Below are 12,865 nucleotides of genomic sequence, written 5' to 3'. Positions count from 1 at the left end.
TCAATGCTTTCTATAATTTTCTCCTTCTAATAAATACGCTTCACTTAAAGTTTTGACACGTTCCATAATACGTTTCGCTTTCATCACATCTGTCCCATTTTTTGTGGTCGCCAAATGATCTTCTAATTCTTGTAAACTCATATTCGAACTGAAAAATGTTGGGAGTTCTTGAATCATTCGATAATGTAAAATAGGACCTAAAACTTCATCACGTACCCAAGGCGTCATATCTTCTGCACCTAAGTCATCTAAAAAAAGAACTCGTGCTTCACGCACTTGTTGAATACGTTTGGAAGTAGAACCGTCTTTAAAACCATTTTTTAATGTACGTATAAATTCAGGGACATAAATAATCATTGAAGGTACACGGTTATCCTTCAATTCGTTCGCAATTGCACCCAAAATAAAGGATTTCCCTGTGCCGAACTCTCCGTATAGGTATAGTCCTTTCACAGGTCGTTTATCAATCATCGCATCAATCATATCATCCAGCCTCATAGCTAAATCCAAGCGATTACGTCTCGTCATATAAATGTCCTTAATTTTAGCATTGAGTGTATCTGGATGCATATGGAAAGATGTAATCATACTTTTAGCATGTTGCTCTTCGTCATGTCTTATTTTGCATGGACAAGGTTTATAACGAATTTTAATATGTTGGTTTTCTATATAAAGTTCAGGTATATGACCTTTAACAAAGTTTGGGCAGTTCTCGTACGTGTGCGAACCATCATAATGCTTTTGTTGATCTTTATATTCTTGAAGAATATTTAAATCTTCATCAATCATTCTGTTCGTTACTTCTGATTGATGCGCATTCAAAAAAGCTTTTACATCTGGATCATTTAATACTTGTCGTTTAATCTCTTGTATTTTTTGATCAAGGTTTTGATGGTTTCCCATAATACTATTGAAACTTTTCATTAATCTTCACCTGCCCGTCTTTTATTTTTTAGTTTATTAAGAAACGCCTCTCTATCCTTTGCTAACGCTTCTTGATCTTCTTCTTTTTGTTGATATTCTTCTGGATGTGTAATCCAACGTGGCTGTTTTTCTGATGGTGCATGACGGTAGCCACGCTTTTGATTTTGAGCAGTGGATTCATAGCGTTTTTGATTTGCATTATCTTGATTTTTTTGAACTTCCATTGCTTTATCATACGCTGTTCGTGCATCGGTTACACCACTTTTTTTCCAAGTCGATGCAACAGAATAAACATATTTTTCTGGTAAATTATTATCCGTCTTTTGCATCACAAACTGTAATAAAATATTAATAACACCAAAACTAAATCCTTCTCGCCGCATCAATTCCTCTATCATCTCTTTTTGATAGCGTGGCGGTTCAGATCCTCCATAAGATGTTAGCATAACAATCGGACTTGTATGATCCATTAAATCAAACCATTCATCCCAGTTTGACACTTCAACGGCTTCAGTTGACTGTTTTGATTCATCACTTGCAAGTTCAAGATTCTGTGCTTGTAACGCTGGCAATTCTTGCTGATGTTCCATAAGGTAATAGCTTTGTGCCTGTTTTCTTAAGTTTGTAACTGACAATGATTGATCGGCATTGAGTGATTTTAAAATAATTGCTTTCATCACATCCGGTGATAAACGATATAATGTTGCCAATTGGATAATTAAAGATTTCGTTGGCTCTGAAAGAATATTCTTACTTACATAATGAGATTGTAACATGTCAGCTAACAACTCAAAATCAAAGGAAACGTCTGTTAAGTCCAAACCTTCATATTGCCGTTCTTTAAGATTTTCATCTTGTGACACCAATTGATATTTTGGCACTTTAAATACATCTGTAAATTTTTTAGTTACTTCTGTATAACCTGATAGCTCTTTAGATGTAGGTATAAACGTTTTTTTAATTTGATGATAGCGTTGTTGACCAACAACCTCGTAAAAGTATATAGATAACATTGGATCGTTAAAAAAACGCTGTGCTGAAGGAGGTGGCAATAATTCATAAACGAACTGAGTTGTATTCTCAGATTGCTGAACAAAGGTTTTTAATAGTCCTATTCCTTCAAGTAAATCTAAAAACTCTCTAAACTGTCTTAAGCCCATTTTTAATTCTGACATCATTGTATAATGGGTATAACCTTCTTCAAAAGATACACCTTCAAATTGATTTAAAAATTGATATACGCCAATTGCTTCAGCACCAATTAAAGGTGTGAACAAACGACTTAACACATCGTAATGAACCGCATGAAAATAGAAACGGCGCATGACGACAAATCCGTCGTGTGGACTTAATTGGCTTTGATAAATGAATTGACTCATTATTTATTCACTCCGCTTGTTTTCTTTCAAAATCCCCTGCATTGATTTCAATAACTGATCAACATCTTTAAATTCTCGATAAACGGATGCAAAGCGCACATAAGAAACTTGGTCAACATGCATCAATAAATCCATCACGTGCTCCCCTATTTCCCGCGATGAAATTTCAGCAATACCGGATTCGCGTAATTTCCATTCAACTTGATTCGTAATTTCTTCGAGTTGTTGGAATCGGACGGGACGTTTTTCACATGAACGTACAAGTCCGTTTAAGATTTTCTCTCTGTTAAATTGTTCTCTTGTACCATCTTTTTTCACAACAATGAGCGGACTCATCTCTATATGTTCAAAAGTAGTGAAACGTGTCCCACAATGTTCACATTCACGTCTTCTTCTAATGGCATTCATATCATCTGCATGTCTCGAATCTACAACTCGAGATTGCGTATGATTACATTTTGGACATTTCACGACTTTGTCACCTCTTCATCTTAATTTTGTTTAATTATACTACAAACCTATTTATTTCAAAAGTTACGCCTATTTTAACGCAATTGAATTCGCAATTTTCCTTATTTGCACAAAAAAGCTGAGACAATTTCAAAATCGTCTCAACCTTTATATTGATTTTAGTTAATATTAATAATTTGTTTTAAGGTGTTCTCAGTCTCATGCCAACTTATTGACACATCGTATTATTATGCGACTTTGACTTTGAGTTGTGATGCGATTTGCTGTAATACATCGACAACTCTTGTGGAATAGCCCCATTCATTATCATACCATGCGAGTACCTTAACTTTCTTATCCCCCATTACAATCGTAGACTCAGCATCAATAATTGCAGAATGCGCATCAGTCGTAAAATCATCTGAAACCAACGGCTCATCAGAAATTGCAATAACTTGATCTAAATCATTCTCTCTAAAAACACGATTAATATCTTCTTTTGTAACTGTTTGTTTTAAATCAACAACTAAGTCAACTAAAGATACATTTTTAGTTGGTACACGTAATGCCATACCATGTAATTTGCCCTCTAACTCTGGTAAAACGAGTGATAATGCTTTTGCTGCACCAGTCGAAGTCGGAATAATACTTTCAAAGGCAGCACGTGCGCGTCTTAAATCTTTATGCGGATTGTCCAAGTTATTTTGGTCATTTGTCACAGCATGAACCGTTGTCATTAAACCATTTTCAATCCCAAAATGATCATTCAAAATTTTTGCGACAGGTGCTAAACAATTTGTTGTACAAGAAGCATTACTGAACACATCATATTGCATGACGTCTAATTCATGATCATTTACACCTTTCACAATTGTTTGCACTTCGCCTCCTTTTGACGGTCCCGTTAAAATTACTTTTTTTGCCCCTGCTTTAATATGAGCATTTGCTTTATCACCATGATTAAATTTACCTGTTGCTTCAACTACAATATCAATATCAAGCTCACCCCATGGCAAATTTTCAGGATTACGATCTGAAACGAGTTTAATTTCTTTTCCATCTACTTTAATACCATTTTCAGTTGCTTCAACAGTCTGATTAAAGCGACCGTGTGTTGTATCATATTTAAGAAGATGGGCTATCGTTTCAGGTGGATAACTTGCATTTAAAGCTACTACTTCTACATCTTCTCTATTCAATGCTACTCTTAAAACCATACGGCCAATTCGCCCTAAACCATTAATCGCAATCTTTGTCGTCATGATAAAAGCACTCCTTAATAATGTGTTATACTTATAGAAATTAGTATATCATATTAAAGTCGATTTGAAACCGTTTTCTTTGATAATTTTTTCTTATTGTTTTCAATAAATAACATTTGATGTTTGTGTTTTTCATATATATCATTCAAATCGTTTGATGAATTAAAGATGCTCTATAGTGAAGGCCCTATCTCTGAAACATTTTTGTCCATAATTAAATAGCTCCATCTTCAAGAAAGTGAGTCACAATTTTATAATAAAAAAGCAACGCACCGTTGTAACACATCGCGCATGCCAAAAATGCTAAATAATGTTTTGACATGCGCTACAACGTGGCGTTGCTGAAAAATCATATTAAGTTGTTATATCGTTTCATTAGAATCATCATCAGCATTTAAATAGCCTTTTTCCGCTAATAGTTGTTCTAAATTTTGTTTTAATTCAAGCTTAGAGCCTAAATTGTCAATAACGACATCGGCCATTCTGCTCTTTTTATCAATGGAAATCTGACTGTATATACGTGCTTTAGCATCATCAATTGATAACTGATTTCTTTCCATTAACCGATCTATTTGAATCGGCTCTGATGCATAGACAAGCCATACTTCGTCAACTGTATCTTCAAGTCCATTTTCATACAATAATGGGATATCCATGACGACATCATGGCCTTCAGCTAGATAATGATCTCGCTCTTTTTGCATCAATTCACGCACAATCGGATGAACGATTTGATTCAGTTGTTTTCTTTTTTCATCATCATAAAAAACTTGTTGTGCAATATAAGCGCGGTCCATTTCGCCATCTTCATTAATGGCTTCTTCGCCGAACTGTTTCTGTATTTGTCGTAAACCTATAGAACCTTTTTCGACAGCTTTTCGAGATGCAAGATCTGCATCAACAATTTTAAATCCATGAACTTCCAATAACGCTGCAACCGTGGATTTGCCTGTTGCAATCCCACCTGTTAATCCAATTACTTTTGGCATAATCTCCCTCTTCCCTATCTTTGGCAAACCGGACAAAAATGTGTATTACGTCCTGCTATAATCGCCGTTTCTATTGCCGAGTCACAAGACGTACAGTTTTTCTTCTTATAAACATTTAAATAATCTTGCATTGTTCCTTTTTGTCCATCTGCATGAACATAATCTGAGACGCTTGTCCCACCATTCAAAATACCCATATTAAGCACTTTCACAACACTATCGAATACTTCAGTTTTTTGTGCATCTGATAGCTGATTCACTGTCGTGTTAGGATTCAACTTCGCATCAAATAAAGCTTCACACGCATAAATATTGCCACATCCGGCAATCACACGATGGTCTAAAATAAATGCCTTTATTGCCATCCTTGAATATTTTTTTTCATTACTTTTAGACAGAAAATGTGCTAAAGCCTCATCTTCAAATGGCTCTGGTGCTATTTCTAATAAAGATGGATAATCCATTAATGCTTCAACATTTCTAATTTCACCAAAACGACGAATATCACTATACACTAGTTTCATACCATTTTCTAAGTGAAAGACCACTTGCCAATGTTTTCGATAGTTTAATATCGGTATATCATCGATTTCATTTACGATAAAAAATCCACCAGCCATGCCTAGATGAGAAATTAACATACGTTCTAATTGTTCATGTTGAATCTCAAATAAAATATATTTACTTCGGCGCTGAATATTTGTAATCGTATAGTTCACTGTATATCGTTTAAAGTCGTCAAGACTTATACCTTTTATAATCGTTGCCTTTCCATTTTCTTTTCCTAAAATAACAGGTTGAGAAAAAGACACATCAATAATCTTTTGGTTTAAAGCAAATGGTTTGATTCCTCTTGTGACGTGTTCAACTTCTGGTAATTCTGGCATTTTCGAACTGACCTACTTTCTATTTAGCATCATACCATGTACGCCCATAATCTGATTCTACACTTAACGGAACATCCAATTCTAACGCATTTGCCATAATATCTTCAACAAATTTGCTAAATGCTTGCACTTCATCTTTCGGAACTTCAAAAATAAGCTCATCATGCACTTGTAATAATAGTTTGGCATTAAAATCGGTCTCACGAACTTTTTTATCAAAATTAACCATGGCCAATTTAATAATATCTGCTGCACTACCTTGAATTGGAGAGTTCATCGCAGTTCGTTCTGCGAAACCTCTCTTATTAAAGTTTCGACTCGTAATATCTGGAATATATCTTCTACGCTTTAGAAGCGTTTCTACATAACCATGTTGTTTCGCATCTTGAACAATATTATCCATATAGTCTTTCACGCCAGGAAAATGGTCCAAATAATCATCGATAAAACGTTGCGCTTCTTTTCGACTGATACCCAAATTTTGACTCAAGCCGTAATCACTAATACCATAAACGATTCCAAAATTAACAGCTTTCGCTTGTCTTCTCATCATTGACGTTACTTGATCTGCATCAACATTAAACACTTTCATCGCTGTCGTCATGTGAACATCTTCTTCGTCGATAAATGCTTTTTGTAAAGTCGGATCTCCTGTAATATGCGCTAAAACGCGTAATTCAATTTGAGAATAATCCGCAGCTAAAATAACGTAATCATCGTGGCTTGATTTAAACGCTTTACGTATTTTGCGACCTTCTTCCAAGCGAATTGGAATATTTTGCAAGTTTGGATCGACGGAAGACAGTCGACCTGTCTGTGCAAGTGTTTGATTAAAGCGCGTATGAATTCGTTGATCATCCCAAATTACTTTTTGTAAACCTTCGACGTATGTCGACTGTAATTTAGAAAGTGTGCGGTAAGTTAAAATATATTCAATAATCGGATGTTCACCCTGAAGCTTTTCAAGAACATCCACCGCTGTGGAATAACCTGTCTTCGTTTTTTTAATAATCGGTAACTTTAATTTTTCAAATAAAATGACACCTAACTGTTTTGGTGAATTAATATTAAAGGGCTCTCCCGCTAGGTCGTGAATCGCTTGAATCAAATCATCCAGTTGTGCTTGTAAATCTTGTTCCATATTTTTTAAAGTCTCGACATCTGTATAAATCCCTACTGCTTCCATTTCACTTAATATTGAAGCGAGTGGTAGTTCAATTTCAGATAACAGCACTGTTTGTTGATGAGCCTCTAAAATTTCCATCATTTGAGGTTGTACTTCATGAATTGCATCTAAAATAGAAGCAATATGTACGTACAAAATTTCATCTTTTGGTACGTGATAAGATTTTCCTTTACCATAAATGGCAATATCGTCTTTTACATAAGTACGTTTAAAATGAGATACAACTGAAGCAATGTCATCTATCGTTCTAGAAGGATCAATGATATAGCTTGCAAGCATCACATCAAAGCGAATATTTTGAATTGCAATCTCATTTCGTTTCATTGCGATATATGTTTTTTTCGCATCATAGACCCATTTCTCGGTCTCTTTATCTTCTAACCATTGGACTAAATCTGAATGCGCTTTTAACTGATTAAATGGGATGACGAAATAATTTTGTCCATCGAACAAACCAAATGTGAGTAAATCATCTTTTAAGTAATTAGGTCCTGCAACCTCAACATGGATAGCTGCTTCTTTTAATTGAGTCAAATCTAATTTTGAAATATCTTGTGTGACTTTAAATTCTTTTGCCGGTGCCTCTTGAATTGTTTCAATATCGATTTCTTCTAATAGTTGTCGAAATTCTAGTGTTTTAAATAGTGACACTTTTTCTGATTCATCGATTTCTTGTGGTCGTTTAACATCGTTTAATGTCACTGTAATCGGGCTTTCACAATTGATAATTGCTAATTGCTTACTCATTAATGCATCTTCACGACTGTTTTCAAGTTTTTCTTTTAACTTTTTACCAGTCACGTCATCAAGATGCGCATAAACACCTTCAACGGTTTCAAATTGATTTAAAAGCTTGATTGCTGTTTTTTCACCTACACCAGCAACACCAGGAATATTATCTGATGTATCTCCCATCAATCCTTTTAAATCTATAATTTGCTTAGGTGTTAATCCATTATATTTTTCTGAGATAAAGTCCGGTGTATAGTGATCGACGTCCGTAACCCCTTTTTTTGTATAGTAAATTGTGACATTATCTGTCGCTAATTGAGTCAAATCGCGATCACCTGTAATAATAATGGTTTGCATACCTGCTTCATCAGCAGCTTGACTCAAGGTACCGATAATATCATCAGCCTCATAATTTTCTAACTCGTATCGCTTGATTTGATAAGCATCTAGCAGTTGACGAATATAAGGTAACTGTTCACTAAGCTCAGGCGGTGTTTTTTGACGGCCTCCTTTATATTCTTTATACGTTTCATGTCTAAATGTCGTTTTTCCAGCATCAAACGCAACTAAAAAGTGAGTCGGTTGTTCTTCTTTTAAAATCTTTTCTAGTAATCGTGCAAAGCCATAGACGGCATTTGTATGAATGCCAGCTTTATTTTTTAATAATGGCAAGGCATAAAATGCTCTAAAACTTAGACTATTACCATCTATTAATATGAGTTTATCCACGCAATTCCCTCCATTATTGTTTGTCCTTATTTTATCATATTCAGGCATAGAGGTGTCATCTAACTCTTTTATCAGCATACACCACTTTTGATTAAAAAATAGGCTGTTGTGATGATCACATTATCAATCAATACATAAAAAGAATGAGCGATGATAATTAAGATTTCTTTAAACCCTCCATTTGGGGCATTTATGAAATCTAATTGCCACTGTAACGTCAAAATTTAGCTTTGCTGTTTTCATTACAGTTTCATCGTCACATTCTCTTGTGATGCGCTGTCTCTATTTTAATATTACTCAGGCAATACAACTTTAAATTTTGAGCCTTTACCTAATTCTGACTCTACTTCAATACTTCCTTGATAGGATTCAACAATGTGCTTAGTAATCGATAGCCCTAAACCTGTGCCACCGGATTCTCGACTTCGCGCTTTATCCACCCGATAAAATCTTTCGAAAATACGGTATTTTTCTTGTTCATCAATTCCAATACCTTGGTCAATGACTTCGATAACAGGATGCATGTCATCTCGATAGACTAATAATCTCACAGTACTGTCTTTTGGAGAATAATTGACGGCATTTGTCATTAAATTTACAATCACTTGCGAAATTTTACCTTCATCTGCCATCGCAAAAATATGTGGTTCAATTTCATCAACTAAGCGTATCGATTTTTCATTGGCAATATGCTCTATTACAGAAAAAGAAGATTTTGCGACTTCAGAAAGATCAATCCGATGTTTTTCAACCGTCGTATTTTGCTCAATTTTAGACAAATCAAGTAAATCTTCTACTAAAGATTGAATTCGATTTGACTCTTTCAAAATAATATTGAGAAACATATCTAAAGATGCTTCATCATTTTTCGCACCTTCAATCAATGTCTCTGTAAAACCTTTCATAGACGTGATCGGTGTTTTGAGTTCATGAGATACATTGGCTACGAAGTCTCTTCTTAAATTTTCAAGTTTCTTGAGCTGCGTAATATCATGAAGTACAATAACCATCCCTTGTAAATGTTTTTTTGTTCGAGACAATATAGGCACACACGAAGTATCGAAAAATTTTTGATGAATATGATTGATTAAGATTTCAACTTGTTCATATACCGCTTTTTCAGTTCGAAAACCTTCTACAACGAGTTTTTTCAATGTTGGATGTAGATATTTCTCATAATCTTGATTTTCAACATTATGTGACTCGTTAAAAATCGTATAGTAAGTTTGATTGGCTACCACAATTTTCCCACTTTTATCTATCATCAAAACTGCACTTGGGATATTCTCGAGTGTCGTGACTAAACGATTGCGTTGAATCTTTTGTTCGCTATTCAGTTGTTCCAATCTTCGTGCTAAAACATTAATCGTTACATAAAGCTCTCTCATTTCTTTAACACTACTCTCAGGAACTCTCACTCGATAGTTACCGTCAGTGAGAAGTGAGGCAGCATAAGAGACTTCATTTATCGGTTGGATATATGTTCGGTTGATATAACGCACTGTAAAAAAGATAAGTGCGATGATAAACATACCAACTAAAATTAAATACTTCCAAAATTGTAATTGCAATTCGTAAACCATGTCAAAAGAGCCATTAATCAATAACGTCGTATCATCTTTACGATAACCAAACCAATATTTTTTTGTTTTAGCATCCAATTCATATGCATTATTGTCACTTTTTAATTGTTGTAAAACTTGCTTTTCTTTTTGTGATTCTATTTTATCGTGATTCGTCTTAAATTCCGTTCTTTGCCCTTTTTCAATAATAAGCATGTTCGTATCATAAATACGTGCAAGTTCTTGGATGCGTTGGGGGTTATTTTCTTTATTTAAAGTGATAATTTGTGTCGCTTCTTTTATTAAAGACTTTTTCTCATACTCTACTGACTTTAAATAAATGCTATTATGCACGATAAATCCTAATAAAAGAAAACTTACAACAGTGATCGTTGTAAGTATAATTAAAAGCTTGTGATAAAATTTTATCATTTATTTTGGTCGCTCCAATTTATACCCTAAACCACGTACTGTTTTAATCAACTGGGGCTGTTTCGGATTCTCTTCAAGCTTATCTCGTAAATGACTAATATGGACATCAACAATTCTAGAATCACCCGCAAATTCATAATTCCAAACTGAATTCAGCATATGTTCACGTGTAATGACACGGCCTTGTCGTTCGACTAAATATAATAATAATTCAAATTCTTTAGGTGTTAATTCTAGTAATGTATCATTACGATAAACTTCAAAAAAGTCTGGACGAATTCTAATATTGCCAATGACAATATCTTCATCCTCGTCTTCATTTTTTACAGAATCAACGACAGATGAACGACGCAAAATCGCTTTGACACGTGCGACAACTTCTCTTGGTGAAAATGGTTTGGTCATATAATCATCTGCACCTAATTCAAGACCAAGCACACGATCAAATTCGTCATCTTTTGCAGTTAACATTAAAATGGGAACTTGATTTTTATCTGATCGAATCGTTTTGCAGACTTCTATACCGTCTTTTTTTGGTAACATGACATCTAAAACAATTAAATCAGGCTTTGTTTCTTTTTCTTTTTGCAATGCTTCCTCACCATCTTGGGCAATCTCAACTACATACCCCGCTTGCTCAAGATTATATTTTAATAATGTTACGATTGATTGTTCATCATCAACGACAAGCACTCTTTGAGCCATACATCTACCTCCTTATGATATTAATTTCATTATAACTTAAAATGAACCCAAAAATAATATATAGTTAAGTAACTTTACAATAACTTAATGTAACGTTAATAATTTCAATATAAAAGCGGTTCGTTATATATGGATACATTAAATAGAACTTTTTACACTTTATAATAAGCGCGATTAATGAAACTTACTTTCGCTATACAAATACTTTAAGTAAATAATAATGATGGCATTGAAACGAAATAGAGCGTCTCATTAAAGGTTGAATTCGAGTCACTAAAAAAGGAATCAAACGAGATCTTCATTATTAGATTGAAGTCTCGATCTGATTCCCATTGTATATCATCTTATTGATTAAAGATTTTTAATTAATTCGTCTGCAAATTCAGATGTTTTAACTTCAGTTGCACCTTCCATCAAGCGTGCAAAATCATAAGTTACAACTTTAGAAGCAATTGTTTTTTCAACTGCTTGCGTAATCAAATCTGCAGCTTCTTGCCAACCTAAATGTTCTAACATTAATACACCTGATAATAATACAGAAGAAGGGTTAACTTTATCTAAGTCTGCATATTTTGGTGCTGTTCCGTGCGTTGCTTCGAAAATAGCATGACCAGATTCATAGTTAATGTTTGCGCCTGGTGCAATACCGATACCTCCGACTTGTGCAGCAAGGGCATCAGAAATATAGTCACCATTTAAATTCATTGTTGCCACTACATCATGGTCAGCTGGACGTGTTAAAATTTGTTGTAAGAAAATATCCGCAATGGAGTCTTTAATAATAACTTTACCGTCTTTTTCAGCTTGATCTTGAATACGGTTAGCTTCATCTTTACCTTTTTCATCAACTAAACGGTCATATTGTTGCCAAGTGAAGACTTGATCACCAAACTCTTTCTCTGCTAAATCATATCCCCATTGTTTAAAGGCACCTTCAGTAAATTTCATGATATTCCCTTTATGCACAAGCGTTACAGATTTACGTTGATTGTCTAAAGCGTATTGAATCGCAGCACGTACTAATCGTTCAGTCCCTTCTTTCGATACAGGCTTAATACCAATACCAGAAGTTTCAGGGAAGCGAATATTTTTTGCGCCCATTTCATTTTGTAAGAAATCAATTACCTTTTTAACTTCATCTGTACCTTCTTTGAATTCGATGCCTGCATAAATGTCTTCAGTATTTTCACGGAAGATGACCATATCTGTATCTTGTGGTCGTTTCACTGGTGATGGCACACCTTGGAACCAGCGTACTGGACGTAGACATGTAAATAAATCCAATTCTTGGCGTAATGCAACATTCAATGAACGGATACCTCCGCCGATTGGAGTTGTTAAAGGTCCTTTAATCGCTATCAAGTATTCTTTGATTGTATCAAGCGTTTCAGAAGGTAACCATTCACCTGTTTGATCATATGCTTTTTGTCCTGCTAGCACTTCTTTCCATGAAATTGCTTTTTCTCCAGAATATGCTTTTTCAACAGCTGCATCAATAACACGACTCGCTGCTTTCCAAATATCAGGCCCGATACCGTCACCAATAATAAATGGAATGATAGGTTGATTAGGGACTTGTAAACCATTATCCGTTTTTACGATCTTTTCACTCATTGTTATATACCTCC

General features: G+C 34.6%; 10 protein-coding genes. All 10 read right to left on the bottom strand.

The window, feature by feature from the left end; translation table 11 throughout:
- A complete protein-coding gene (gene dnaI / locus KM149_RS05575; protein WP_050330706.1) occupies positions 1-924 on the bottom strand; it encodes a primosomal protein DnaI in 924 nt (307 codons plus the stop codon).
- Positions 924-2,303 carry a replicative helicase loading/DNA remodeling protein DnaB gene (dnaB, locus tag KM149_RS05570; protein ID WP_241415563.1) on the bottom strand — a complete coding sequence of 460 codons (1,380 nt, stop codon included), beginning with the start codon at positions 2,301-2,303 and terminating at the stop codon, positions 924-926. The genes dnaI and dnaB overlap by 1 nt, the downstream gene beginning before the upstream one ends.
- A gap of 3 nt (positions 2,304-2,306) precedes the next feature.
- A complete protein-coding gene (gene nrdR, locus KM149_RS05565; RefSeq protein WP_050330704.1) occupies positions 2,307-2,774 on the bottom strand; it encodes a transcriptional regulator NrdR in 468 nt (155 codons plus the stop codon).
- Positions 2,775-3,001: 227 nt separating this feature from the next.
- Positions 3,002-4,015, bottom strand: a complete 1,014-nt coding sequence (locus tag KM149_RS05560; RefSeq protein WP_165545573.1) for a glyceraldehyde-3-phosphate dehydrogenase — start codon at positions 4,013-4,015, stop codon at positions 3,002-3,004.
- Positions 4,016-4,377: 362 nt separating this feature from the next.
- Positions 4,378-5,004, bottom strand: a complete 627-nt coding sequence (gene coaE / locus KM149_RS05555) for a dephospho-CoA kinase (RefSeq protein WP_214970035.1) — start codon at positions 5,002-5,004, stop codon at positions 4,378-4,380.
- A 14-nt stretch (positions 5,005-5,018) separates the two neighbouring features.
- Positions 5,019-5,891: a bifunctional DNA-formamidopyrimidine glycosylase/DNA-(apurinic or apyrimidinic site) lyase gene (gene mutM / locus KM149_RS05550; RefSeq protein ID WP_165545575.1), complete on the bottom strand. Its 873-nt coding sequence runs from the start codon at positions 5,889-5,891 to the stop codon at positions 5,019-5,021.
- 19 nt (positions 5,892-5,910) lie between these two features.
- The gene (gene polA, locus KM149_RS05545; RefSeq protein WP_214970037.1) at positions 5,911-8,538 is read right to left on the bottom strand and encodes a DNA polymerase I; all 2,628 of its coding nucleotides are present in this window, start codon (positions 8,536-8,538) and stop codon (positions 5,911-5,913) included.
- Between the two features lie 293 nt (positions 8,539-8,831).
- A complete protein-coding gene (gene pnpS, locus KM149_RS05540; protein ID WP_165545577.1) occupies positions 8,832-10,532 on the bottom strand; it encodes a two-component system histidine kinase PnpS in 1,701 nt (566 codons plus the stop codon).
- A complete protein-coding gene (locus tag KM149_RS05535; RefSeq protein WP_050330698.1) occupies positions 10,533-11,237 on the bottom strand; it encodes a response regulator transcription factor in 705 nt (234 codons plus the stop codon). It lies immediately after the preceding gene.
- A 351-nt stretch (positions 11,238-11,588) separates the two neighbouring features.
- Positions 11,589-12,851: an NADP-dependent isocitrate dehydrogenase gene (gene icd, locus KM149_RS05530; protein WP_050345520.1), complete on the bottom strand. Its 1,263-nt coding sequence runs from the start codon at positions 12,849-12,851 to the stop codon at positions 11,589-11,591.
- Positions 12,852-12,865 lie beyond the last annotated feature (14 nt).

Source organism: Staphylococcus coagulans (assembly GCF_022557135.1).
In the GTDB taxonomy this organism is placed as follows: Bacteria; Bacillota; Bacilli; order Staphylococcales; family Staphylococcaceae; genus Staphylococcus; species Staphylococcus coagulans.
This window is presented reverse-complemented; position numbering and strand designations above follow the sequence as displayed.

What these genes read in the sequence shown, in the direction of transcription:
- dnaI (WP_050330706.1), bottom strand. Translation starts at nt 924, where the DNA reads ATGAAAAGTTTCAATAGTATTATGGGAAACCATCAAAACCTTGATCAA.
- dnaB (WP_241415563.1), bottom strand. Translation starts at nt 2,303, where the DNA reads ATGAGTCAATTCATTTATCAAAGCCAATTAAGTCCACACGACGGATTT.
- KM149_RS05560 (WP_165545573.1), bottom strand. Translation starts at nt 4,015, where the DNA reads ATGACGACAAAGATTGCGATTAATGGTTTAGGGCGAATTGGCCGTATG.
- coaE (WP_214970035.1), bottom strand. Translation starts at nt 5,004, where the DNA reads ATGCCAAAAGTAATTGGATTAACAGGTGGGATTGCAACAGGCAAATCC.
- mutM (WP_165545575.1), bottom strand. Translation starts at nt 5,891, where the DNA reads ATGCCAGAATTACCAGAAGTTGAACACGTCACAAGAGGAATCAAACCA.
- pnpS (WP_165545577.1), bottom strand. Translation starts at nt 10,532, where the DNA reads ATGATAAAATTTTATCACAAGCTTTTAATTATACTTACAACGATCACT.
- KM149_RS05535 (WP_050330698.1), bottom strand. Translation starts at nt 11,237, where the DNA reads ATGGCTCAAAGAGTGCTTGTCGTTGATGATGAACAATCAATCGTAACA.
- icd (WP_050345520.1), bottom strand. Translation starts at nt 12,851, where the DNA reads ATGAGTGAAAAGATCGTAAAAACGGATAATGGTTTACAAGTCCCTAAT.